The 25,183-nt window shown below is 63.8% G+C and carries 21 protein-coding genes; 15 read left to right on the forward strand and 6 right to left on the reverse strand.

The features are described from left to right. The first annotated feature begins 1 nt into the window (after position 1). The 12 genes from asnB to ACQ3C8_RS03115 all read left to right on the forward strand — a co-directional run bounded on the left by asnB (position 2) and on the right by ACQ3C8_RS03115 (position 12,278). Positions 2-1,846 carry an asparagine synthase (glutamine-hydrolyzing) gene (gene asnB / locus ACQ3C8_RS03060; RefSeq protein ID WP_428852413.1) on the forward strand — a complete coding sequence of 615 codons (1,845 nt, stop codon included), beginning with the start codon at positions 2-4 and terminating at the stop codon, positions 1,844-1,846. Between the two features lie 65 nt (positions 1,847-1,911). Beyond that, on the forward strand, positions 1,912-2,463 hold the full coding sequence (locus ACQ3C8_RS03065; RefSeq protein WP_428852414.1) for a class I SAM-dependent methyltransferase: 552 nt from the start codon (positions 1,912-1,914) through the stop codon (positions 2,461-2,463). Further along, entirely contained in the window at positions 2,460-3,527 is a 1,068-nt protein-coding gene (locus ACQ3C8_RS03070; protein ID WP_428852415.1) for a polysaccharide pyruvyl transferase family protein, read from the forward strand. The genes ACQ3C8_RS03065 and ACQ3C8_RS03070 overlap by 4 nt, the downstream gene beginning before the upstream one ends. A gap of 1 nt (position 3,528) precedes the next feature. Further along, positions 3,529-4,257, forward strand: a complete 729-nt coding sequence (locus ACQ3C8_RS03075) for a TylF/MycF/NovP-related O-methyltransferase (protein ID WP_428852416.1) — start codon at positions 3,529-3,531, stop codon at positions 4,255-4,257. A gap of 18 nt (positions 4,258-4,275) precedes the next feature. Then, positions 4,276-5,169: a glycosyltransferase gene (locus ACQ3C8_RS03080; RefSeq protein WP_428852417.1), complete on the forward strand. Its 894-nt coding sequence runs from the start codon at positions 4,276-4,278 to the stop codon at positions 5,167-5,169. A 1-nt stretch (position 5,170) separates the two neighbouring features. Continuing rightward, positions 5,171-6,130 carry a glycosyltransferase family 2 protein gene (locus tag ACQ3C8_RS03085; protein ID WP_428852418.1) on the forward strand — a complete coding sequence of 320 codons (960 nt, stop codon included), beginning with the start codon at positions 5,171-5,173 and terminating at the stop codon, positions 6,128-6,130. Continuing rightward, on the forward strand, positions 6,127-6,906 hold the full coding sequence (locus ACQ3C8_RS03090; protein ID WP_428852419.1) for a glycosyltransferase family 2 protein: 780 nt from the start codon (positions 6,127-6,129) through the stop codon (positions 6,904-6,906). The genes ACQ3C8_RS03085 and ACQ3C8_RS03090 overlap by 4 nt, the downstream gene beginning before the upstream one ends. Positions 6,907-6,910: 4 nt before the next feature. Next, on the forward strand, positions 6,911-7,984 hold the full coding sequence (locus ACQ3C8_RS03095) for an MraY family glycosyltransferase (RefSeq protein WP_428852420.1): 1,074 nt from the start codon (positions 6,911-6,913) through the stop codon (positions 7,982-7,984). A gap of 38 nt (positions 7,985-8,022) precedes the next feature. Next, positions 8,023-9,003 (forward strand): KpsF/GutQ family sugar-phosphate isomerase, encoded by a 981-nt coding sequence (locus ACQ3C8_RS03100; protein WP_428852421.1) that lies wholly within the window; start codon positions 8,023-8,025, stop codon positions 9,001-9,003. Between the two features lie 36 nt (positions 9,004-9,039). Next, the gene (kdsA, locus tag ACQ3C8_RS03105; RefSeq protein WP_428852422.1) at positions 9,040-9,879 is read left to right on the forward strand and encodes a 3-deoxy-8-phosphooctulonate synthase; all 840 of its coding nucleotides are present in this window, start codon (positions 9,040-9,042) and stop codon (positions 9,877-9,879) included. Then, complete coding sequence (gene kdsB / locus ACQ3C8_RS03110; RefSeq protein WP_428852423.1) at positions 9,876-11,165, forward strand: 3-deoxy-manno-octulosonate cytidylyltransferase; 1,290 nt, start codon at positions 9,876-9,878, stop codon at positions 11,163-11,165. Before kdsA ends, kdsB begins: the two co-directional genes overlap by 4 nt. A gap of 42 nt (positions 11,166-11,207) precedes the next feature. Next, positions 11,208-12,278 (forward strand): class I SAM-dependent methyltransferase, encoded by a 1,071-nt coding sequence (locus ACQ3C8_RS03115; protein ID WP_428852424.1) that lies wholly within the window; start codon positions 11,208-11,210, stop codon positions 12,276-12,278. A gap of 145 nt (positions 12,279-12,423) precedes the next feature. On the opposite strand, the gene ACQ3C8_RS03120 is transcribed toward ACQ3C8_RS03115, so the two are convergent. Continuing rightward, entirely contained in the window at positions 12,424-12,810 is a 387-nt protein-coding gene (locus ACQ3C8_RS03120) for a hypothetical protein (protein ID WP_428852425.1), read from the reverse strand. A 627-nt stretch (positions 12,811-13,437) separates the two neighbouring features. On the opposite strand from ACQ3C8_RS03120, the gene ACQ3C8_RS03125 reads away from it, so the two are divergent. From ACQ3C8_RS03125 to ACQ3C8_RS03135, 3 genes are all read left to right on the forward strand, one after another. Further along, positions 13,438-14,715 (forward strand): hypothetical protein, encoded by a 1,278-nt coding sequence (locus ACQ3C8_RS03125; protein ID WP_428852426.1) that lies wholly within the window; start codon positions 13,438-13,440, stop codon positions 14,713-14,715. A 926-nt stretch (positions 14,716-15,641) separates the two neighbouring features. Continuing rightward, positions 15,642-16,679, forward strand: a complete 1,038-nt coding sequence (locus tag ACQ3C8_RS03130) for a hypothetical protein (protein WP_428852427.1) — start codon at positions 15,642-15,644, stop codon at positions 16,677-16,679. Between the two features lie 697 nt (positions 16,680-17,376). Next, positions 17,377-18,954 carry a hypothetical protein gene (locus tag ACQ3C8_RS03135; protein ID WP_428852428.1) on the forward strand — a complete coding sequence of 526 codons (1,578 nt, stop codon included), beginning with the start codon at positions 17,377-17,379 and terminating at the stop codon, positions 18,952-18,954. Between the two features lie 94 nt (positions 18,955-19,048). On the opposite strand, the gene ACQ3C8_RS03140 is transcribed toward ACQ3C8_RS03135, so the two are convergent. The 5 genes from ACQ3C8_RS03140 to ACQ3C8_RS03160 are packed head-to-tail and all read right to left on the reverse strand — an operon-like array spanning position 19,049 to position 25,063. Beyond that, the gene (locus ACQ3C8_RS03140) at positions 19,049-20,239 is read right to left on the reverse strand and encodes a glycosyltransferase family 4 protein (protein ID WP_428852429.1); all 1,191 of its coding nucleotides are present in this window, start codon (positions 20,237-20,239) and stop codon (positions 19,049-19,051) included. Further along, positions 20,236-21,489, reverse strand: coding sequence for an oligosaccharide flippase family protein (locus ACQ3C8_RS03145; RefSeq protein WP_428852430.1), 1,254 nt, complete (start codon positions 21,487-21,489; stop codon positions 20,236-20,238). The genes ACQ3C8_RS03140 and ACQ3C8_RS03145 overlap by 4 nt, the downstream gene beginning before the upstream one ends. Continuing rightward, positions 21,474-22,598, reverse strand: coding sequence for a glycosyltransferase (locus ACQ3C8_RS03150; RefSeq protein WP_428852431.1), 1,125 nt, complete (start codon positions 22,596-22,598; stop codon positions 21,474-21,476). Before ACQ3C8_RS03150 ends, ACQ3C8_RS03145 begins: the two co-directional genes overlap by 16 nt. A gap of 12 nt (positions 22,599-22,610) precedes the next feature. Then, complete coding sequence (locus ACQ3C8_RS03155; protein WP_428852432.1) at positions 22,611-23,951, reverse strand: exopolysaccharide biosynthesis polyprenyl glycosylphosphotransferase; 1,341 nt, start codon at positions 23,949-23,951, stop codon at positions 22,611-22,613. Continuing rightward, positions 23,948-25,063: a glycosyltransferase family 4 protein gene (locus ACQ3C8_RS03160; protein WP_428852433.1), complete on the reverse strand. Its 1,116-nt coding sequence runs from the start codon at positions 25,061-25,063 to the stop codon at positions 23,948-23,950. The genes ACQ3C8_RS03155 and ACQ3C8_RS03160 overlap by 4 nt, the downstream gene beginning before the upstream one ends. Between the last annotated feature and the right edge of the window lie 120 nt (positions 25,064-25,183).

A 25,183-nucleotide genomic window follows, 5' to 3' on the forward strand; every position in this document is an offset into this window, starting at 1 on the left:
TATGTGCGGTCTTGTCGCAATCATCGCGCCCGCTGGCGTGACGATTGATCCGGTCCTGTTCGATGGCGCGGTGTCGTCGCTACGTCATCGCGGGCCGGATGCCGCCAATGCCGAGCATTGCCCGGAGCATGGCGTGGCATTGGGACACACGCGCCTCAGCATCGTCGATCCACAGCCGCGCAGCGACCAGCCGTTTCACACCGAGCGCGTGACACTGGTCTTCAACGGCGAAATCTACAACTACAAGGAACTGCGTGCGGAACTGGCGGCCAGCGGGGCAACCTTTGTCTCGTCGGGTGACACCGAAGTCATTGCACGCGGTTTCGAGCACTGGGGCGTGGCGCTGTTCGACCGTCTCGAAGGCATGTACGCCATCGTGCTGCTGGACCGTGCGTCCGGCGAAGTATTCGTGACGCGCGACCTGTTCGGCATCAAGCCGCTCTACATGCAGCGCGCTTCGAACGGCTCGATTGCCTTCGCATCCGAGGTCAAGGCGCTGCCGTCAGCCAGGACGCGCACGCTGCATGAGGATACGCTGTTCGACATGCTGACCTGGGGTTTCCAGATCAGCCACCGGTCGTCCTACGAGGAGGCCATTCACTTTCCGCCGGGCGCCGTGCTGCGCATCGCGCGGGATGCCGATGGCAGTCTCCAGAGCGTCCTGACCGACACGCACCGCTTGCGTGCAACATTCGAAAACCGCCACGACAGTGGTGCCAGCCTCAGGCATGTCCTCGATCATGCCGTGCGGGATCACCTGATCGCCGACGTGCCTGTGGCGATTGCCCTGTCGGGCGGCCTGGACTCCAGCATCGTGGCTGCGCTTGCGGCGCAGCAGTCGCACCACCTCACCGCTTTCACGCTGACGCTGGCGGAAGGCGAGGACGAAGAGGTCCGGCATGCCGCACAGGTCTGCCGCAAGGCAGGATTGGCGCACCGTGTGGTGCGCATGGAAGTGACCGATTTCGAGACCTTCCTGGGAAAAATTGCCTATCATCTGGAAGAACCTGTCGCCAACATCAACGTCATGCTGACCTATGGGCTCGCCGCGGCCGTCCGGCAGGCCGGGTTCAAGGCGATCCTGATGGGCGAGGGCGGCGACGAGATTTTTGCGGGATACCCATGGTATGCGCTGTGCCGTGATGCTGAACTGCGGGGCAAGCCGGAAGCGATCTTTGCGGCATACCGCAAGCGTCGTTCCCAGAGGCGCTTCGAACAGATCCTGACGCGCGATGCGCAGGCGCGCCTGGCACAGCGCGAACAGGCTCAGGCCGGAACGTTCGTGGAGCAGTGGCGCGCCATGTCAGCCTCGTGCCTGAACCGGTTCCTGTATTTCGATCAGACCTACCAGCTGCAGTTCTCGCAGCTGCTGCGGGTCGATCGCATGACCATGGCGCACGGCGTGGAAGCGCGCGTGCCCTTTCTGTACGAGCGGGTCGCCCAGGCGAGCGCGGCCTTGAAGGACAGCGAGAAAATCCGGTTGCGCTGGTACCAGAGATTCGGCCGGGATGGAAAGATCGCGTTGGCCAAGGCCGCAGGCCGGCTTCTGCCGAGAGAAGTCCGGCAGCGTCCCAAGTTCGGCGCGCGAGGCACGGTCAACCTCTGGGACTCCAATCTCGTCCGGCAACTGCCGGAGACTTTCGAGAGGATGCTGCAGGCACCGCGTTATGCGGCCGCGCGCGAGCGGCTGGCGCATATCGTGGCATGGAATACGCTGGATGCCGGCAAGTTGCCGCCCAAGCGGAAGTTCGCACTGATGCTGATGCTGATGTGCACCCATATTCATGTATGCGGGCTGGATGCCCCGGACGGCGCGCAGCCTTTCGTGCTGCATGCGGTGTCCTGATCGTGTCGCGCACCTGGCCGAGACAGGCGCGCGATCCTGATTCAATTTTGATTCGAAGAGCACTTATGAGCCCACTTGTTTTCGATACTTTTGCCGATGTCGTTGAACGCCGGCTTGGCGGCCGTGCACTGAGCGCCGCACTCGAAATTGGCGCCGGCGGGTGGACACTGCTGTCGATCCCCGCATTTGCACAAGCCCGCCGGGTCGCGCTGAACCTGCGCTTCGACAAGCTGACCGAGGAGCTCGAACAGACCGAGCGCGTCATCGGCAATTCCAATGCCATGGATTTTCCGGACGAGACGTTCGACTGTGTAATGAGCTGCTCTGCCATCGAGCATGACAAGTACTTCTGGAAAAGTGTCGCCGAGACCAAGCGCGTCCTGAAAAAAGGCGGGCTGTTCATCGTCGGCGCGCCGATTTACATGACGCTGCCCACTGACAAGGATTACACCACGTTGACCTACGCGCGACATGGCCTGGCCTATAACGCCGACTTCTACCGCTTCAGCGAGCAGGCAGTGCGTGAGGTCTTCTTCGAGGGCTACAGCGAAGTGACGGACGAGATCATCGTGCGCCGCGAACCGAACCCTTATCTTGTCGCAGCGGGACGCAAGTGAGCGCGCGGCCGTCTTCCACGCCAGCCAGCGACTACAGCGTCCTGACGCCGTATCTGATTCCGCCTGCGCTGGCCGGCAAGAAGGTCGTCAACCTTGGCGACGGCTTTATCCTGCGCGCTATCGAGCGCCGGGTCGGAAAGTTCGCACCGGAGCGCACCGTGTCGCCGCGCGTGAAACCCAGCGCCACGGAACAGGCCGCCCTGGCGCGCGGAAAGGGCGTGATCCTGGCTGGTGCCAACCAGTTGAACGACCGCTACAGCATCTGGCCCGGCCTGAGGGCCGATGATGTCCGCGCAAGCGGCATGCGCTTCGTTCCATTCGGCATCGGCTTGCACGGGGAAGTCGGGTATACGGACGGACTCAGTGCCGAGACGCTCGAGATCCTCCGGGCCATCCATGAGCGGATCGAATATTCCTCATGGCGCTGCCCGCCGACCGTCCGGTTTCTCGAAGAGCAATTGCCTGAACTCAAAGGTCGGATGCTGATGACCGGCTGTCCGGTGACATACGACGATCCGCTGCTCAACGGCACGCGTTTCCTGAAGGCGGAAAACCGTGTGGCAGTGACCGTAACAGAGCGCAACGATTTCTGGGAACGTGAGACCCGCACGATCGATTTCGTGGCGCGCCGGTTTCCGCGTGCCGAGCGGTTTCTCGTGCTGCACCAGAATTATTCGCCGGTGGGGCGGTTCGAGTCGCTCAAGCATCGGCTTCTGCCGTATACAGAGGTGGCTAACCCCTACGAGCGTTTGCGCTGGTATGCCGCCAAGCGCGGCTTCCGCATCATCAGCCCGTCCACCGCGGATGCCTGCCTGGCGTTCTACCGCACCATCGACCTGCATATCGGCAGCCGCCTGCACGCCCATCTGCATTTCATCAGCCAGAACAAACGGACGTTTCTGGTGGCAGTGGATGGCCGGGCAACCGGCATGGCCGAATATCTCGGCTTCCCCTTGTGCGACCCGGCCCGCTTCGAGACGTATCTCGACTTCGATTTCGAGACGGTGCGTGCGCGGGCGCAGGCCGGCTTTGAACACATGAAACGTTTTTTGCGGACCCTATGACATGAAGAAGCTGCTTGCACGCCTGTTCGGGCAACCCGCCGCCGCTACACCCCCGATTCCGACCATGACGGAAGCGGAAGCGATGATCGCGCGGATCCGTGGCAATAACCTTTCGTATTGCGGCAAGCCGAAACTCGAGAACATTGCCGAGGCGGTCCTTGCCGTGCGGCAGGCCGGTGTTCCCGGCGCCTATCTCGAAGCGGGCGTCGCCCTCGGCGGGTCGGCCATCCTGCTCGGCAAGATCAAGCCCAAGGAGGCGCCGCTCGCGCTCTATGATGTCTTTGCCATGATTCCCGCGCCAGGCGCGAACGACGGTGAAGACGCGCACAAGCGCTATGAAGAGATCCGCTCGGGCCAATCCGCCGGCCTCGGTGGCAAGACGTACTACGGCTACGTCGACAACCTGCTCGACGTGGTCAAGCACAACCTGCGCGATGCGGGCTTGGATCTCGAAGCGGACCGTATCGAGTGCGTGCCGGGCTTGTTCGAGGATACGCTGCATCCGGCAGGGCCCATCGCCTTCGCTCACGTGGATTGCGACTGGTTTGATTCGGTCAAGGTCTGCATCGACCGCATCACGCCCCGGCTGTCGAAGGGCGGCATCATCATTTTTGACGACTACTCGTCGTATTCCGGTTGCCGTCGCGCCGTGGACGAATGGCTCGAGCGGGATGCCCGTTTCGAGAAACTGTTCCATCGCCGCTCGCTGGCCGTGAAGCGCATCGGCTGACGGGACCGGAATCACGCCATGATGCAACCGATCCGCGTCTTCATCGCTTCCACGCCAGCCGAATGGCTGCCGGCGCGCGTCCTCGAATTTTCGATCCGTGAGACGACGCAGGCCGCGGTGGAAGTCGCGCAGTTGCATACTTTCGACCGGCCGATCCGTACCCCGGCCGAATTGAAGAACCGCCCACGCACGCCGTTTTCCTTCCAGCGCTTTCTCATTCCCGAGCTCTGCGGCCAGCGCGGGCAGGCGATCTATCTCGATGCCGACATGCAGGTGTTTCGCGATATCCTGGAACTCTGGTCATTCCCGATGCAGGGTTGCGATCTGCAGACCGTGGCCGAGGGTGGCAAAGGGCGGCGCGGCCAGTTCAGCGTGATGGTGCTGGATTGCGCCGCGCTAGGATGGGATATCGACGCAATCGTGGCGTCGCTTGATCGCGGCGAACTGAACTACGAGCAGTTGATGTACGAAATGCGTGTCGCCCACCGGGTCGGCCGCGATATTCCACCAGAGTGGAATTCGCTCGAGCACTACGAGGCGGGATGCACTGCGCTGGTGCACTACACTGACATGAATACCCAGCCATGGGTGTCACGTGACAATCCGCTCGAACCGGTCTGGGTCAACTGCCTGATGCGGGCCGTCAAGGCCGGATTCATCTCGATGGATGAGCTGCGCCGCGAAGCGCGTGCGGGCCACATCCGCCCTTCGCTGATCGTGCAACTGGAGCGCGGCATTGCGTCGAGCCGTGAACTCGGACGGGAAGCCGGACAGCTCGATAGCGATTATGCCGCGCCCTACAAGGCCCTCAAGAGCGGCAGCGCCTCGCCCTGGACATCGCCGGGCGCATTTGTGAAAGCGGCGCTGCGGAAGATTGCGCGCGGCCTGCGCATCCAGCACTGGTTCAACTGACGTGGCAGTGCGCGCCAGCATCATCATCGTCACCTGGAACGCCGCACCGTTGATCGCGGACGTGCTGGCCGCGCTCGCGGCGCAGACGGTGCGGCCCGACCGCATCCTGGTGGTCGACAATGGCAGCGACGATCTGGCGCAACTCACCGAGACGGTCGCGCGCTTTCCGGCATGCGAGCTGCTGGCGTTGGGCAGCAACACGGGCTTTGCCGCTGCCAACAATGCAGGAATCGCCCGCTGTGGCGACAGCGAGCATATCGTGCTGCTCAATCCGGATGCGTTTCCCGAGCCGCGTTGGCTGGAAGCGCTGCTGGCAGCCGCTGATGCGCATCCGCAATACGGCAGCTTCGCCAGCCGCATGCTGGACCACGCCAATGACACGCTGCTCGATGGCGCGGGCGATACGCTGAGCCTCGCCGGCAAGCCACGGCGCCGGGGCTATGGGGAGCCCGCCAGCGGTCGCTATCAGTCGCCGGAGCCGGTGTTCGCTGCCTGTGCGGCGGCGGCACTCTACCGGCGAGCCGATCTCGAGCGTACAGGCGGCTTTGACGAGCGCTTCTTCTGCTACGTGGAGGACGTCGATCTCGGCTTCCGGCTGCTGCTGCAGAACCGGCCCTGCCGCTATGTTCCCGATGCCGTGGTGCGTCATATGGGCTCGGCGCTGACCGGCCGGCGCAGCGATTTCTCGATCTATCACGGGCAGCGCAACCTCGTCGGCAACTATGTCAAGAACATGCCGCCGTTGCTGTTCTGGCTTTGCCTGCCCCTGCACCTCGCCCTGAATGCCGGCTATCTGGTCGCGGCCGCGCTCACCGGCCGTGGCGCCGTCATGTGGCGCGCCAAGCGCGACGCCGTGCGCATGCTGCCCGAGATGTGGCGCTCGCGCCGCGAGATTCAGGCGGCAAGGCAGGCATCCACCTGGACCGTGTTGCGTTACCTCGGCGGGCGGGTCCGGTCATGAATGGCGTTCCGCGCGTCTCCATCTCAGTCGTCAGCCATGGGCAGGCCGCGCTGGCCGCGCCCTTGCTCGCGCAGCTCGACGCACTGGCCGGTACTTACCCGCTGGAGATCATCCTGACGGAGAATCTGGCGGATGCGCCAGCCTGTCCGGTAACGTTCCGCCACGCCGCGGTGACCCATGTGCGCAACCGTCAGGCGGTGGGCTACGGTGCCAATCACAATGCAGCGTTCCGGCATGCCACCAGTGGTTATTTCTGTGCGCTCAATCCCGACGTGCGGTTCGAGGGCAATCCGTTCGAGCCCTTGCGTGCGCAGGTAGCGGCCACGCCGGGCGTCGCTGGCCCGCGCGTCCTATCGCCTAGGGGGACGGTGGAAGACAGCGCCCGCCATGTGCCGTCGCTGACCGGCGTGCTGGCGCGCCATGCGCTGCGCCGGTACCAGCCGGACTACGATCCGGCGGTTCCGGTCCAGCCGGTGGACTGGCTGGCCGGCATGTGCCTGATGTTCGATGCCGGCACGTTTGCGGCGCTGGAGGGGTTCGACGAACGCTTCCATATGTATTGCGAAGATGTCGATATCTGCCTGCGGACCCACCTGCTTGGATGCGCGGTACAGTGGGTGCAGGAGGCGGTGATCGTGCATGATGCCCAGCGGGGCAGCCGGCGCAGCCTGCGCCCCCTCTTGTGGCACTTGCGGAGTATGTTCCGGTTGGTAAACTCCCGCCCGTACCGGTCGTATATGCATAAAACCTCCACACGCCCAGCCAGCCGGGAATAACGCTATGTACGAATATTTTTGGGTTCCCCTGTTCGCGCTCGTCTTTAGCGCCGCCACGGTCCTGCTGATTCGTCCGCTCGCATTGCGGGGCGGCCTGCTGGACCGCCCGGGCGGCCGCAAGCGCCATGACGGCGAGGTCCCGCTGGTGGGTGGGATTGCAGTCACTTTTTCCGTCTGCGTGGCGGCGATGTTCTTCCTCAGTTCGAAGGGGTACTACATCGCGCTGCTGGGCGGGCTGGCGGTGCTGGCCGTGGCGGGCATGGTGGACGACCTGCGCGGGATCTCGCCGTTGCCGAAGCTGGCGATCCAGATTTTCGCGGCCATCCTGATGACCTCATGGGGAAATGTGTACCTCATGTCGCTGGGCGACATCGTCGGCCGCCGGGAGATCGAGCTGCTCAACTGGGGCATTCCGCTGACGCTTTTCGCCGTCGTCGCGGTGATCAACGCCATGAACATGATCGACGGGCTGGATGGCCTGGCCGGCGGCATGGCCTTCATCATCTTTGCCTGGATGACGTACCTCGCCACGGAGATCGGCAACATTCCTGCCCAGCGCATGTGCGCGGTGTTCTCGGGTGCGCTGCTGGGTTTCCTGCTGTTCAACATGCGGACACCTCTGCGTGGGCGGAGGCGCGTATTCCTGGGCGATGCCGGCAGCCTGATGCTCGGCTACGGCATCGTTTGGTTCGCGGTCGAGCTGTCGCAGCCGGCCTACAACCACGGGCGCAGTGTTCCGCCTGTCGTCATGCTGTGGATTGCCGGTTTCCTGCTGATCGACCTGCTGGCGGTGGTGACGCGCCGCGTGGTCAAGGGGCGCAACCCGCTGGAGGCCGACCGCACGCACATGCACCACATCCTGCAGCGCCTGAACGTGCCGCAGGACATGATCGTCTGGATCATCCTGTTCAGCAATGCACTGCTTGGCCTGATCGGTGTCATGGGCTGGAAGCAGGGCGTGTCGGAGCAGGTGCTGTTTCTTGGCTTCCTGCTCGTGGCGCTGCTGCATCTGCTGGTCATGCGCAATGCATGGCGCTTCATCCGCCTGGGCCGGCGGGTGCTGCGCCGCCGCTCATGACGGGTGGCCCGTCCGGCCCGAATACACTAGGAGTCGAAATGAATCCCGCCGATAGCATCGGCCCGTCTCACGTCACGTACGCGCACGCACGGGAAATCGCACGCGACGCCCTGCGCTATCAGGGCAATTCCATTCTGCATCTGGCCGCCTCGGTCGATGCATCCTTCGAACGCGCTGCCGAGCTGATCTACAGTTGCCGTGGCCGCGTCATCATCAGCGGCATGGGCAAGTCCGGCTTGGTCGGGCGCAAGATTGCCGCGACTTTTTCTTCCACCGGGACGCCGAGCTATTTTTTGCATCCGGGCGAGGCGCTGCATGGCGACCTCGGTGCGATCCAGCCCGACGACGTGGTGATCCTGATTTCCAACAGCGGCGAGACCGAGGAGGTCCTGCGCCTGCTGCCGTCGCTGGAGGATTTCGGCAACCAGATCATCGCCATCACCGGCAAGGCCGGCTCGACGCTGGCCACGCACAGCACCGTCGCACTGATTCTGCCGGATGACCGCGAGGTCTGCCCGAACGAGCTGGCGCCGACGACTTCCACGCTGGTCACCATGGCGCTTGGCGATGCGCTGGCTGTCGCGCTGATTACGCTGCGGGATTTCAAGCCCGTGGATTTCGCGCGCTACCATCCCGGCGGCAGCCTCGGCCGCCGGCTTCTCACGCGCGTGGCCAATGTCATGCATACGCGCGTGCCGTGCGTTGCCGCGGCCGCACCGCTGTACGAGGCCATCGACGTGATGACCAAGGGGCGCCTCGGCATGGCCGTGGTGCTGGACGGCGAGCGGCTCGCGGGCGTACTGACCGATGGCGACCTGCGGCGCGCCATGCTGGCGGACCGGCAGGCGCTGGACCAGCCGGTCGACCGCTTCATGTCCCGTTCGCCCATCACGGTGCGGCCGGAAGCCAGGCTGGCGGAAGCCGAAGACCTCATGCGCGCACGCAATGTCCATGCACTGGTGGTGCAGGACGAGAACGGCGCCGTAGTGGGCCTGCTCGACATTTTTGATCATCCCTGACCGCGCCATGGCGCGCTGTCGCGACAGAGAATACTGATGAATATTTCCGGCCTCGAAGTTTCCAATACCGCCCCGTTCGTACTGTTCGGTGGCGTGAACGTCCTCGAATCGAAGGACTTTGCCCTCGCAAGCTGTGCGCACTATGTCGATGTGACGCGGCGCCTGGGCATCCCCTTCGTCTTCAAAGCCTCATTCGACAAGGCGAACCGGTCCTCGATCCATTCCTTCCGCGGCCCTGGCCTGGAAGAAGGGCTGCGCATCTTCGAAGCCGTCAAGGCGGAGTTCGGCGTGCCGCTGCTGACCGATGTCCATGAGCCGGCCCAGGCCGCGCCGGTCGCGGAGGTAGTTGACGTGCTGCAGCTTCCCGCGTTTCTCGCCCGCCAGACCGATCTGGTGGTGGCGCTGGCAAAAACGGGACGTCCAGTCAATATCAAGAAGCCGCAGTTCCTGAGCCCGACCCAGGTTGGCAATATCGTCGACAAGTTCGCCGAATGCGGCAATCCGAATGTGCTGCTGTGCGACCGCGGTACCATGTTCGGCTACGACAATCTGGTGGTCGACATGCTGGGTTTTGGCGTGATGAAGAAGGTCAGTGGTGACAAGCCGATCATCTTCGATGTCACGCATGCATTGCAGAACCGCGACCCGCTGGGCGCTGCCTCAGGCGGCCGCCGCGAACAGGTCGCCGAGCTAGCACGCGCAGGCATGGCCACGGGCTTGGCAGGACTGTTTCTGGAAGCGCATCCCAACCCCGATCAGGCTAAGTGTGATGGTCCGAGTGCGCTACCGCTGGCCAGGCTCGAGCCATTCCTGCAGCAGATGAAGGCCATCGACGATCTGGTTAAGTCGTTTCCGGCGCTGGATACGCGCGCATGAGCGAGACTTCCTCTACCCAGCGCTGCGTTATCGTCATTCCCGCACGGTACGCCTCGACGCGCCTGCCGGGCAAGCCGCTGGCCGACATTCTCGGCAAGCCCATGATCCAACATGTCTACGAACGTGCCCAGCAGGTGCAGAATGTAGATGTGGTCGTGGTTGCCACAGATGATGCGCGCGTCATGGCCGCAGTCGAGGCATTTGGCGGGCAGGCCGTCATGACCTCTGCCGAGCATTCCTCGGGCACCGATCGACTGGTGGAAGTGATGCAACGCTTTCCGGCGGCGATCTATATCAACCTCCAGGGCGACGAGCCGCTGGTGCGTGCGGCGGATGTACAGCGCCTCGTCGACGGCATGCGCCAGCAGCCGGAGATTCGCGTGGGGACGTTGTGCCATCCGGTCGGCGCCCGCGAAGCGCAGAATCCCAATTGCGTGAAAGTGGTGCTCGACGCTGGCGGGCGCGCGCTGTATTTCAGCCGCGCCCCGATTCCGTTTCCGCGTGATGGCGAGCGGGCACGCTATCTCAAGCATGTGGGCGTGTATGGCTACCGGGCCGAGGTGCTGGCCCAGTACAGCGCGCTCGACAAGAGCATGCCCGAGCAGGCGGAAGTGCTCGAACAGCTGAGACTGATGCATGCCGGCATTTCCATTTATGCCTTTGAAGTGGAGCCGACAGGCCCCGGGGTGGACACGCCAGCGTGCCTCGAGCAGGTACGCCGCCTGCTGTCCGGCGAAACCGCAGAGGAAGCGAGGCTCGACAAGGTCAAGCTGGTGATTACCGATGTCGATGGCGTACTGACCGATGGCAGCATCTACTACGATGCCACGGGCGAATGCCTCAAGCGTTTCCATGTGCGCGATGGCCTCGGCATCCGCATGCTCGAGGAGGCCGGTATTCGCGTGGCAGTGCTGTCGGGGCGTGACTCCGCAACCCTGCGCAAACGCATTGCCGATCTGGGGATTTCCGCATCACGGCTAGGCGTAAAGGACAAGGCAGAAGCGTGCCGGGCGCTGATGGCGGAGTGCGGTGCATTGCCGCATGAGACTGTGTGTACCGGCGATGACAGCATCGACCTACCAGCTTTCCGCACCTGCGGCTTGTCGTTTGCGGTTGCTGACGCTCCCGACTACGTCAAGCGGCAAGCCTCCGGCGTGCTGACGCTGCCTGGCGGGCATGGCGCATTCCGCGAACTGTCCGACCGCATTCTGGAGGCCAAGGGCCTCGTGCATATCGCCACTACGGCTGACGGTTTCGAGAGATCGATGACAACGGTGGCACAGTAGCGCACTGTGCTTGTAAGGTTTGTGTACAGGAAGGAGGTCTTGATGAATTTGTTCGACATGGCCAATCGACAAGATGACGCCTTGTACTTACAGCCTCAGGTGAAGATGGCAAAGTGGGTCGCGAAGAACGGCGATACCTGGCGCTCTTTGCGATTGCGTGAAGACGTGGAACCCCAGGTCGTGGTTAAGGATGTCATCCAATGGTATCCGTTCTCCATGCGCCCTGAAACAGTGGGCTGGTACGCGCGTACCCTAGGCGGTGAGGCGAAGTTGCGTGTGACGCTGCGGCATCGTCAGCAAATCATCGCCACCAATCTGCAAGACATCGATCCTCGGCCGGTCGACGTCATCATTCCTTGGCCGCTTTGCGCTGATCCCTTGCCTCCGGAGGTATCCCTTACGCTGGAGTTTCTGCTTCTGCAAGGTCAGGTGGCTGATCTGATGATCAACAAGGCTCTTGATCGTACTCAACTGATATCTCTTGCAAAGGGTGTTGGCATTGAAATTGGCCCTGGCCCCAAACCGCAGATACTCAATGGTCCTGGGGTCAGCGTACGCTATCTTGAGGAAATGTCGGCGGCCGAATGGAATACGCTCTATGACGAAAGCGGGAAATATAATTCCGGAAATGCAGACTGGTCCCAATATATCGTTGGCCCCGCGAACGAGATACCAGTACCGGATGGCTCGCTTGATTTTATCTTCTCGAGCCATGTATTCGAGCATCTAGCTAATCCTATCGGGCATCTGGAGCATTGGGGTAGGAAGCTAAAATCAAAAGGCGTGATATTGGCTGTCGTTCCGGATATTGCCGGTACCAAAGACTTCCGGCATAGCCCCTGCCTGCTTGATGAGATGTTGACCGAGTATCAGAATGAAATATGGCGTCCTACTCTGACTCATTATCAGAGATGGGCCAATACACGGGGAGGGTGGAGCGCAAGAGCCGAGGAAGCGATGTTGGCGCGTCGTTCCATTCATGTGCACTTCTACACCCGAGAGAATATGGCGAGGCTTTTGGCGTATGCGACTGAACAGTTGAAGTACTCGGGCTATCATATTTGCCACACGCCAAACCATCGCGATTTTTACTGGATATTGATCAAAGAGTGACGCCTGCCAGCGCGGTGATATGTATCCTCTGTTCAATCACGTAATCGACCGGCTGTCCCATGATTGGAAAACCCGGGGTGCTGTTGGACAAAAATTTCGGAGGTGATCCGGCTCTGAACGATCGAGTTCACGCGGCAATCTGCATCTAGCGTCGTTGCTGGCACGCTATCAGATAGTCGCTGTGCAGGGACACATACCGTCCTTCTTGCCCGGGTTGCAGGGGAATGGCGCGCAGGTTCGAACTCAGGCCTTTTTCCTTCCAGTCCGGAATGAATTCGAACTGGCGCAGCTTGCCGGGAAAACGGAAGCTGTCGACCAGCCCTGTCACGGGATTCAGGCCCAGCCGTTCGTCGGTCGAAGGCTGGTCCACGCGCATCTCCAACACCTTGTTGACCGGCGCGGCCCAGTCGCGCGGCAGGATGGCGTAGCTGCTCCACTGATAGTCCGGCCCCAGACCACACTCCACTTGCAGGAGCCGCCCGGCTTCCAGATCGCTGCGGGTCAGGCCGGCGGCATGCGCACGCGCTACCACCTGGTGGTTCCATGATTGTTCCAGATCGGCCGGTTTGATTATCCGGTTGACCGAAACCCATACAGTATCCCCGGTCGAGGGAGGTGTTCCGCAGCCCGCGAGTAGCATCGCGGCAAGTGTGAGCCATCGTGCACGCATCATGTCTTTCCTGGCAAGCGATCTTGACAGGATTGTGCCACTCACAGCCCGTTTTGTACCCATCAATTGCATGTTGCCCATCACTCACAGTGACAGCATGCACCGACGGGCAATGGCAGATGGCCCAGGGACGGTTGCCACGCGGATACGAATCAGTGACCGCATATACGTTGCTGTTCCCGGCATACCCAGTGCATGTGCTTGCTGGCAAGCTGACCGTTGCTTATCGTTGCGCCATTTTTCTTGCTTGGAAATCAGGTGTTCCGGTCTGTCTCGAATTCTTTTCCATCTGCCGCGCGGGGAGGGGGAGCGTCCCCGGAACACGCTGAAGCGACTGGAGAGCCCGCCAAGGAGGCTAAGGACGCAGCTAAGCCGCGGCGAGAGCGACGCATGCGCATTCGCCCATGCAGTGTGCAGTGCCCGCGTCCCGCGCCATCTGTGCCGTTGGCGTCTGGCATCAGTGCAGAAGCCGTAGCGTTGAGGAACATCTTGTGCGAAACCCCCTTCTCGCGCCACTGGCAACCCACGGATCCTGCCATCGCCATACTCAGCCCGCTCTATGCAAACGCTGATGATGTACTGCCGATGGTCGGCGCCGCGGGCATGGCGATTGTCCGGCGGGCTTGGGAGAAGGCGCACGCAGGTGGTGGTGTGGACGAGGACTATGACGCCTTTGCCGGCCGTTTTGCCTTGTGGTTGCTAGAGCGGCTCTCCACTTTGCATAGCGGACTGGAATGCCCGGATATCGCGCCCTTTTTGGTAGAGATGCTGCAGATCCGGTCCTATCTCGAAATGCCGGACAGGGTGGGTACGACCCGGATGGCCGAAGCGTGGATCCGGCAGGCCGAAACACTCGGTCTGTGCCGCGTCCGTGTCCGGGTAGGCGTACGCGCTGAACTCGATATCCTGGTGCAACAGGATGATTGCCTGTTGTTTCCCGTGCTCGGGATGACCATGGCCACTGCCAGCCTTGAGGCACGATGCGCGACGGTACAGGATCTGGCGCAGAGAATCGTGCTGCCTGGCATGACGGGAGGGTCTGTGCCGTTTCCCGATGCCTCGCCAGACGATGCGTTATCGTACGGAGCGATGCGGGATCAGCGTCCGCAACGGCGAGCGGATCAGCCATCCGGCGAGGTGAAGGCATCGTCCCCGCAGGGCAGTACATCTGATGATGAATCCGACACTGATGAAATGGTGCATCCCCGGTCGCCTGTTTCCTGGGGGAGTCCGTCGTCCGTCATTCCGGCGTCGTCTTCCACCTTGTCGGCGATGGAGGCCCCGCGGCCTGGCATGAGCGATATTCCGTTTGCTGAGCCGTCCGTGGTGTCGCCTTATATCGATGAAGCCGTCAGATCGGTCGTGCCCTATGCACATAGCTGGTTTGGCACCCGCACACCAACGCTCGAGGAACGCGAAATCGTCAGGGGCCGCATGCGCTCCGTGTTGCAGGGGACTCGTGCCGCTTTCCAGGCACTCTACGCGCGCCTCGTGCGTCGGAGCCCATACACCTGTCTCGAAGAATTTTTCGTGGCACTGTGCGTGCATTGCGAAGCCGCCCGGCATAGTCCATCGCGACCATCCACATCGGCCTCCGGTCCTACGCCATTTCAGCCTGGCATTGTCTACTATCGCGCCACGTTACCCGGGCTGCCGCCACTCACGGTGGTGGTGCGACCCAGCCGTAGGCATCCGCTCGCGCGAGTGGCCCTGCTGTTGAATCCGAACGCAGGTGAAATGGCGCGCGCGGCGCAGTTGTTGTACTGATCCGTGGGTGTAGCGCAGCTCGCGCGTGCGCTCTCCTGTATCACCCTGCCAACTGCCTCATCAGACGAGTCTCGAAACGGATGGCGAATACGTTAGCGCTCGGCGAGCGTTAGGTCGCTTCCTGATGGCTGCTACCGGAAGCGCTCAGCGGATGCGAAGTGCCGGGCAGCAGGGCGCTGCCATTGTGCATCGATACAAAATTGTTCTTGGGACTCGGGGCAACGCTGCCTATCGTCGTCAGCGTGTCCATTTTCCCTTGCCGATGTGCCATGCCGAATACGCCCGTTGGAAGCCTTCCTCCGGTTTCATCTTCGTCTCCGACGAACGAGGTTTCACTAATAAAGAGCAGTCACAGCTCGTCCGCCGCGGTACAGCCTGATGCCAGCATGGGCGTAGCGCGACTGCGTAGCACGGACTTGTCGACGTCAGCGGCCGGCGCCAGCGCGGGCAGGCAGACTGCGCCGCTGCAGGTTGTACCGCAGCCCACGACGAATGTCTCCGCAGCAGTGTCTTCCCGACGAGGCTGGCGCATCAACGATGTCCAGCAAGAGCAGAGAAGAGGCGGGCGGCGGCCGGAGTTGCGTGTGCTGCTGCCGCGCTCGTCCGATAGAAACCCATCGCTCGCACCGGCACCGGACACCCATACCAGCGGGGTCGTAGTGTTGGGCGCAACAACGGTTCTTGCTCCGCCGGCGGGTGCGAACGCATCTTCTGCCATGGGTACCGCAATGTCCGTGGGGTATCCGCTTTCCCTCCCTCATCAAGCACGGGCGACGGGTTCCTCAACACTTCCATCTGCACCGCCAGGGCAGGGAGATCGGCATGTTATGGTCTACCACGGCCATTACTTTAGCGGCGCACAACATGCCCGCCGACATGCGTTATCGCCGCCTCTCGCAGCGCCTCCGGCTGCTTCGCGTGACCGCATGGCCGCGCCGGGAAGCAATGCCCCGCCTGCCACTCCGGTGGATTTGCCGCCCGGGCTTTCGCGCGAAGATAGAGAGCCAACGCCACCCCTTCCATCCTCTGCAATTGCCGCGTCGCGCAAGCGGCCCCATCCTGATGACGAGGCCGATGCGGCCGCGCATGTGGCCTCCGGTATCACCAGGGAGATTCTTCGGCGAGCAGGTGTTCCTGATCGCATGGCGATCCAGTTGCCACGGGAAGCGAGTGTACGTGTGGCACTGCATATGCGTCGGGCGCTCGGCCTGGACGAGCAGGCCTTCCGCCGCATTCATGCGCGGTACTGCCGTGCAACGGCCGTGCCCTGCTCCGCGGAAGCGTTTTATCTCAGCCTGCAGAACATGTGCAATGCTGCCCGGCGCGCGCCGCAACTGCGCACCGATTTCGTGGAGATGGTCGAGAGCGATGGGTTGCAACGACGCTATTCAGTGAGGTTGCCCCGGACGGTTTCTCTAACTGTGCTGACCCAGGCAATAGGGAGCGATACATTCGGTGCGATGGGTGTCCTGGAGGAGGAGAGCGAACAGAGTGTGCAAGCCACGCGCAATACAGTGCGGGAGCGCGGGCTGCGATTGCGCATGCAGGATACGCTGGGATATGGCTACGATGCCCGACTCCGCGAAATGTGCAGGATCTACGCAGCGGACAGTGGCGTACATCTGGCTCCTGAACAACTATATCGGGGTCTGTTGAGCCTGTGCTACCGGGCCGATCATGTCCTTGAGTCGCCGCGTATCGAACTGATGCATGCCGGCACGCAGGCCGAATTTTCTGCCGCCTTGCAGGTCGATCGGATCGATCGCGGCCTCACCCTCAACGGGGTCAGGCGCTACTTCGTACAACTGTCGAACGAACGGCGTTTCGTCGTGCTGGCACGCACCTGCGAAGATCCGTTCGACAGGATGGCGATTCTATATTCCCCTGTCGCGCAGGAGATTGAGGACGTTGTCAGGGAAATGTCCAATGAGGTTGCCCTGGGTGGAAGCAGCGCGCCACGTTAAGCCGGAGAAGCAATCGTTTATCGATCTGCAGCGATGGCTTGGCGGACACCATGCACATCGATTGGCACAGGACTGAGCCCGTCGCCGGACCGCGGACTCCATTCCGAAGTTCGCCCTGAAATCCCGCCGTTCCCCTCCCGTCTTACATCATTTTTCTTGAGCGGCTTGCACCGACTGCCTATCGTCTTGGGCTTGTGTTTTCTCCAGTGTCGTCATGCCGAATCCTCCTCTGTTTACGCCGGTCCGGTCCCCGTTGGCGGGAGCCTCTTCTACGTTTCGCTTTCCTTCGTTGGCTCGGGAGGTAGAGGGGTCTGAAGGTGGCGGAACGCCTCGGACTGGGGTGGATATGCCGGAGGTGGTGTGGATGCCACGCACGCGGGCCATGGCGTCGCCGGCGTCTTGTGGGGGCGTCGGGCTGCCGGTGGCGGGAGCGTGGCAGCGCGAGGAGGGCGTAGCGCATTCTTCGGCTGGCCTGCCACAGCCTTTTGCGTGGCTGTTGGCATCGTCTGCGCCTTTGCTGCCGGAGTCACCACTGGCATTGCCGCCGGTTGGATCGCGCCTGGTGTCATCCATTGCGCAGCATGGGAGCGCGCCGCCGCCCCACTTTGCGGCGATTCCGTTTACGCCATGGTGGCAGGCGGGTGAGGCGACGCTGCGAGCTTACGCTCACCTGTGCAAGGCGCGACGGGGGCGGAGCATGGAGCGTATCGAACTCATCATCGGCCGGAGCGCGCTGCGGCAGGCGATGCAGCGCTGGGAGCATGCGCATGAGGAGCAGCTGTCCGCCGATCGGAAAGCGGCGTGCGAGCGGTATGTATACCAACTGACACTTTGGGTCCTGGAAAACCTGCATACGGTCAGCGCGCTCACCGAGGGTTCGCCGTCCTTTGCGGCCGAGCTGGGGTGTACGCGCATCAGTGAAGAGACGCTGCATGCGCAGGATCCGGAACAGCGCATGGTATTCCGGGTCCTGCGCGACAAGGCGGCGCGGCTGGGAATTGCGCAGTACCGCATGGCGCTGGACGGGGCGCATACGATCACGGTCCTGGCGCCATATCCGTTTACCGCGTCGCAGTCGCCGCGAGTGGCGTTTCATGTGGGGGAGATGCAGCCGGTAGCACACTATATGCTGTTGCAAAGCCTGGTGGACCGTATCGATAGTGCGGAGGCCGATGCCTTATCTGCCGCCTTACCCCCGCGGACGCGTGAGCCTGAACAGCTACCTCCTGTGCCTGCGTCACGTCGCGCGGAAAAGCGCAAGGCCTCGGAACTTGCCGACATCGGTGCGTCTCGGCCCGCTCCGTGCGATGCGCGATCAGAGGGGCCTATGGCGGGCCGGCATGATTGTCCCGACGATCGACGCAATGGCGGATTGAATGACCGACCACGGCGCCAGTCCAACGCCGCGGTCGTATTGTCCGCGCTGGTGGCCTTGTCGGAGCGCCCTCCCCGATGGGTGCCACCAGCACTTTCCGGATCGACAGCCCCACCAGTACGCAAGCTTGGAGGCACGAAGATTCCGATCCACACGCTGCTGACGCCACCGGAGCCGTCGCCTGAAGGTGCGTATCGCCCGGGCAATCGGGATGGTCAGGACATGCCGCGGCCTGCACGGTGCGAAGGGCACGCGCCCGGGCCTGCAGTGGTCCGCGTATCAGCTCGCGCCTCGACGGAATTGTCAGCGGAGCCATCCGTTGCAGGATCTAACCCGCCGATATCGCGTACACAGGCGCCAATCGAGCCGGCTATCCATGCGTCGGCGCTGCGCCAGATCAGCACGCGCACGCCGGAGATGCGGCAATCGAACGCCCGCGTGCATGCCATGTTGCGTGCGCAGGTGCGCGACACGTTGCTGCAGCGGCGCGCCGAAGAATCGGCCGAGATGGGTATCGAGCGCCTGTTACGGCGTTCTCGTACGCCGATGACGGGCCAGCTGCAAGATCATCGGGCCGCCATCCGGGACTACGAGACCTTTTTGGGCCGGCGCTGCACGCCCGAGATGTTCTATGAAGACCTGCACGAACTGTGCGCCTCGGCGCGGTTTGCGCCTGACCGGAAGACGGCTGTGGTCGAGATGTGTTCGGTGGGGAACAGTACTCCGGCGCATTACTTCATCGAGCTGGTGCCAGGCCGGAAAATCGTGGTACTGGCCGAGGCGCGGGGCATGGATCCTTTGGCACGTGCGCACCTGCTCTATGATCCTGCGCCAAGGACCATCCGGGAGGCTGCCAGGCAGATGGGCGACGGCGGGATCTGGGGACGCTCCGGTACGTGACGATGTGTTGTTGCTGCGGGATGTCGCGACATGCAGCGACATGCTGTTGCGGTACGACGTCAGATCAGGTCGTGGTTGACGTCGTTCGGCGTGTTCAGCCCGGGCAGTGCACACACAGCAGCGTATCCCACGCCGCGGCGATGGTGGTGGCGCGATAGCGCTGTGCTGCCTGCCGTCCGGCCCGGCCCAGCTGTGTGCGCAGCGCGGCATCGCCGAGCACGCGGATGAGCGCGGCGGCCAGGGCATCCACGTTGTCCGGCGGCACCAGCAGGCCGGCGCCGGTGCCTTCCAGGATCTCGCGCGGGCCTGTCGGACAGTCGGTCGAGACAATCGGCAGGCCGCAGGCCATGGCTTCGATCAGCACCATGCCAAATCCCTCGTAGCGCGAACTCAGGCAGAATGCGGAGGCGGTACGATAGTGCGGCAGGATGTCGGGTGTCGTGCCCGGCAGGGCAACGCAGTGGCCGATGCCAAGCGTGTCGCGCAACGCTTCCAGCGCCGCACGTGACTCGCCTTCACCCACGATGCGCAGCCGCCACTCGGGGTACCGTGCCACGACCTGTTGCCACGCACGCAGGAGGAGGTCGAAACCCTTGGCGGGAATCAGGCGACCGACAGCCAGGAGCAATGGCGCGTCGTGAACGGTGAGCGAGACGGGGCTGCTGGCCGCAGTGCCTGGCGCAGGCGCATCCGGTGTCATCCGGGTTGCCCCTCCCGTAGTCATCTCGGTCGCGATATCGGCATCTATCTCCGTACCCATCTCAAACGGCAGCGGATTGGCGATCGCCACAATCGGTGCGCGCGGACGCAGCGCTTGCTGCCAGCGTTTGCGGTCGCGTTCGGTCAGTACCACCACCGCATCAAAGCGGCTGGCCGCCAGACGGCGCGCCACGCGGCGGCTGCGGCGACCGAGGTCTTCATCGAAGTTGCAGTGCTCCCAGGCGATCTGCCGTACCGGCAGGCCCAGCGCGGCGGGTGCGGTGAACCACGCCAGCATGGTATCCACGCCGACCAGCACCTCGATGCCGTGCTGCTTCAGGTAAGCGCGGATGCCGCGTACCGTGGCCACGTAACGGCGCTTGAACGACGGGCGCAGGGCGTGCAGCGCATGCAGATGCACCGCTGGATGCAAGGGAAAGCAACTGCGTTCGCCCCATAGCGCCAGCACATGGACGGTGTAGCCGCGCGCAGCGAGCGCGCTGGCGACCACGGCGGTCACGCGCTCGGCGCCAGCCAGCGCGTCGAGCGTGCCGGTCAGGAAGCACACCACCGGGCGGGCGCTCATGCCGGTTTCTCCTCGCACCATGCCCGTACCAGCAGCGTGACGCCGATCAGCACCGCGCAGGCGTTGGCGCACAAATAGCCGATGGCTGCTCCGCGCGCACCCATGGATGGAATCAGCATGTTGTCGATGGCAATCGTCACGGCCAGCACGGCAAGCCATTTACCGACGATCCAGATCGGGCGGCGCAGCATGACGGCCAGCAGGGTCAGGGCGGCATCGGCAAACAGCAGGGCGCTGCCGAGCGCCACGAGGCGCAGCAGGGCGGCAGCATCGCTGAAGGCCGCGCCATACAGCAGATGCACGACCCAGGGCGCCAGCAGCGCCAGTACCGCACCGCCAGCCAGGCCGAGCAGGGCCATGCCGCTTGCCAGTTGTGCCACGCGGCGCATCGCCATGGCGCGGTCGGCTTGCGCATAGACCAGCAGCGGTGCGAGCGCATTCACCATGACGGTTGCGAGCAGCAGCAGGTTGTCGAGCAGCTGCATGCTGGCCGCGTATGCGCCGAGCTCGGCCAGTGGCACGGCCGGCTTGAGCAACAGCTGATCGACCCGGCGTGCGGCCATCATGACCAGCATCGCGAGCCAGAACAGCGCCCCGTCATGCAACAGCGTTTTCAGGATGCCGCGGTCGAGTGGGCCGGCGTGTGGCGGCATGCCGCGCGTGCGGCGTACATACAGCATCGCCAGGCAGGCCGCGATCAGCAGCGATTCGAGCGCCAGCACGCCGGCATAAGCCGGCAGCGCGCGTACGCCCAGCCCATACATCGTGCCGATCAGCAGCAGTTTCACCAGCAGCGCCGCCATGGCGATGACCGAGGCAGGCCGGTTGTCCGTCATTGCCTGGAGCCATGCGATAACCGTGCCGAAGGGCTCGCGCAGCAGGATGCTGAGACCGAGGATGGCGACCGTGGCTCGTAGCAGGGTAGATTCGCTCAGCCAGAACACGGCCGCCAGCAAGCCGACATAGGCCAGCGCCGCGGCCATGAGCCGCAGCGCAAAGACATGGCGCAGCAGTCGAGGGTGGGTGTCTGGCGCTGGCAGTGCGACCAGCCGTGGCACGGTGACCTCTGCGCCGCATACAAGCGTCGCGGCTGCCGCGATCAATACGAGCGACTGTGCGTACTGGAACAGGCCGAAGCCTTCCACGCCGAGCGCCCGTGCCAACATGGCGGCGATACCGATACCGGCTACGGTCTGTACGCTGCGCTCGGCCAGTACCCACAGGACGTTATGCGTCAGTCGCCGTTGCATGCGTCGTCCCGCGACGCGTCATACGCACCGCACTGTTCGTAGAGGGTCAGCCAGGACTCGGCGATCGCGCTGATGCCAAATGTCTCCACCATGGCGGCACGCGCCTCGGGGCTGCGCGGCGCATCGAGGGTAGCGCGTATCGCGGCTGCCAACGCGGCTGCATCGCCAGGCGGCACGATACGCTGTGCGTCGCGTACCAGCAGGCGGATGCCGGAGACATCGGTGGCCACGACCGGCAGTTCGCTGGCGAGCGCCTCGGCAACCGCCAGCGGCATGCCTTCGATGTTGGATGACAGCACGAACAGGTCGGCGGCTTGCAGTAGTGCCGGAATATCGTCACGGTTGCCCAGCAGGGTGACGGCGCCATCGAGCCCGGCAGCGGCGATCTGCTGTGCCAGTGCGGTACGCAATGGCCCATCGCCAGCGATCAGGAGGTGCGTGGCCGGATGGGCAGCATGCACCTGGGCAAATGCCTCAACCAGCGTGTGCTGCGCTTTCTCGGGCACCAGCCGGCCGACGTGCAGGAGCAGGCGCGTTGTCTCGGCGATGCCCAGGGCGGTGCGAAGGCGTACGCGGCTCGCGGGGTCGGGTGCGAAGCGCGCAGTATCGATACCGTTGGGAATCACGACCACGCGTTCGGCCGGCGCCGCATCTGTCTTGATCAGGCTGGTGCGGCCCTCAGCACTGACATGCGTGGTGAGAGTGCAGGCAGGGTCGGTCAGGCGATACGCCAGCATGCGCAGCCAGCCGCCTTCCTGCGTGCTGTGCACGGTGCAGAAGAGCGGCACCGTGCTGGCGCCGGGAGACGTCAGGCGGAGCAGGCGCGCAAACACGTTGGCGTGGAACATGTGGCTGTGGAGTACATCGGGTTTCCACTGTCGCACCACGGCGCGTGCGGCACGCAGGCCACGCAGCACCGCCAGCGGTTGCTTGCGCAGGCCCAGGAAGGTGACATCCACACCCTCCGGAATGGGGAACTTGCTGGCGGTTCCCGTGAGGCTGATGATGTGCACGGCGTGGCCGGCAGCATCCCACGCGGTTGCGAGATCCACGACCTGGCGTTCCGCGCCGCCGGTCAGCAGCCCTGTGGTGATGAGGAGAATGCGCATGTGTTGGCGGTCTCAGCGCGCACCGTAGCCGGTCAGCAGCGTGCGCAGTGTCTTGGCAGCGATCAGCAGGTCGAGCGCCAGCGAGCGGTGTTTGACGTAGTACAGGTCGTAGCCCAGCTTGGTCACGCTTTCGGCATCGGTCGCAGTGTAGCCCTGCTGGACCTGGGCCCAGCCCGACAGGCCGGGGCGTACCAGGTGGCGGTACGGATAGTAGGGAATACTCTGCGCGTAGCGCTGCGCGATCTCGACAATTTCCGGGCGCGGGCCGATCAGGCTCATCTCGCCCGCCAGCACGTTCCACAGTTGCGGCAGCTCGTCGAGGCGGTACTTGCGGATGATGCGCCCGACGCGTGTGACGCGGGGATCGTCGCGCACCGCGAACTGGTGTTCCGTGCCATGCTGGTGCGTCATGCTGCGGAACTTGAGCAGCGTGAAAGGCCGGCCAAAGCGCCCCATGCGGGCCTGGCGGAACAGCACAGGCCCGGACGATTCGGCGCGGATGGCCAGCGCCACCAGCAGCGAGGCGGGCAGGGCGAATGGCAGCAGCGCCAGCGCGCCGGCAATATCAGTGAGGCGCTTGAAGGCATCGAACAGCAGGCGCGAGACGTGCTCGTCGTGGAATTCCGTATCGATATGCGCAAGCCCCACGCGGCCGGTCAGCAGCTCGCCCACGCGCTCCACCGAATAGATGCGCACATGGCTGATCTTCAGCTGCACCAGCAGGCGGGCTTGCTCGTCGTTGAGCGGGGCGCTCCGGTCGAGCATGATGCCGTCGCACTGCCGGGCTTCGGTCTCGCTGCGCACGACGCGCAGCGTGGCCGGAGCGGGACGCGCCGCGCCCGGCATGTCGAGCATGGCCTGCAGCGTGCCGACGGCTTGTGCATCGAGCGCGCCGAACACCGGTACGTAGCGGCTGATGAAACGCCGGTAGCCGAGCCACAGCCACAGCAACGTGACACCGTAGCTGAGCAGCAGCGCGCCGCGCGAATACGGTAGATGGAACATCAGCACCACGCCGAGCAGCGCGGCGAAGGGCACGGCGGTGGAGAGGCCGATCAGGCTGTTGCCTTCGATGGACGGCACGTGGATGGTGCGGTCGATCATCAGGCAGGCGAGCAGGTAAGGGAGTACCGACCACAGGATGGTCTGCGTGAACACATACGTGACATAGCCACGTTGCGCGGCCTGATGCGCCAGCCAGAGGTTGCACGCGAACAGCGTCAGGCCGAGCACGCCCCACGCCAGCATGCGGCTGCGACGGCGCGCCAGTTCGGACATCGTGCCCGGACCGGAGAGGGCCGGCTGGCCGGCTGGCACCGGGGGTTTGGAAGCGGGCGGCTTGGAAGGCGTCATGAACGTTTGTGTGCCTGCAGGGTATCGAGATAGACCTGCCAGGTCAGTTCGGCCATCGGCCCGATGCGATAGTGTGAAGCATAGCGCCGGCGTGCGGCATTGCCGAGCTCGGCGCGCCGCGCCGGGTCGGCAGCCAGTGCCTGCAGGGCAGCTGCCACGGCGCCGGGGTTGCGCGGCGGCACGAGCACGCCGCAGTTGCCGTTGTCGAGCTGCTCGCGGATGCCCGGCAAATCGCTGGCGACGATCGGGAGGCCAGCGCGCATCGCCTCAAGTACCGAGAGCGGAAAGCCTTCGTGGTCGGACAGCAGCACGAAAATCTGTGCAGAGGCCAGCAGCGCCGGCATGTCCTCGACCTCGCCAGGCAGCGTGATCTGCACCAGCGGCGGCGTATGGCTGGCATAGGCGCGCATGATGTCGAGCTGCGGGCCGTCGCCAGCGATGATGATCTCCACTGGCTGGGACGGCTGCAGGCGGCGTCCCGCGTCGATCAGCAGGTCGGGACGTTTGGGCGGCGCGAAGCGCGCGGCCATGACGATGCGTTCGACGCGCGCGGTCGGATCGGCGCGGTGCATGGTATCGGGAATGCCGTTGGGAATCGTCGCGATGCGCGCGGTGCGTAGCGGCAATCGGCGCGCCATGGCCTGCTCGGCCGAGGATACGCAGATCATGCGCGTGGTGAAGGGCGCCAGCAGGCTTTCCGTGAGCTGGGCCACCAGCCGTTGCAGGGCTGGCGCTTCCGGCTTGAAGGCAAAGCCGTGCACCGTGTACACCACGGGAATGCGCAACAGTGCGCCAGCCAGCCTGGCGATGGCGCCGGCCTTGGCGCTGTGGGCATGGATCAGGTCGGGGCGGATGCGGCGCAGGGTGGTCATGATCTGGCCCAGCAGGCGCATGCCGCGCAGCGGCGAGAGCGAGTTGTCGAGCAGCGGCACGGGAATCGCCCGCGCGCCGCTTGCTTCCATCTCGCGCAGCATGGCGCCTTCGCCGCCCGCCAGGACGGTCGCATCGACCCGTCCCGCAAGCGCGGCGTACAGGTCGGCCAGATGCCGTTGCGCACCCCCGGTCCCCGAGTCGGTGATCAGGTACGCGATTTTCAGCGGGGAATCTGCCATGGTCTGCCGGTGTCTGTTCCGTGTGCGTCCATCTTTACTGCCAGACCGCACGGAAATGAGGTGCTGGGCATTATAAACTGGCCCGCTCGCCAGAATCCGGCAAAATACGGGTTTGACTGT

Origin of the sequence: Imbroritus primus, from assembly GCF_964332355.1 — a bacterium.
In the GTDB taxonomy this organism is placed as follows: domain Bacteria; phylum Pseudomonadota; class Gammaproteobacteria; order Burkholderiales; family Burkholderiaceae; genus Imbroritus; species Imbroritus primus.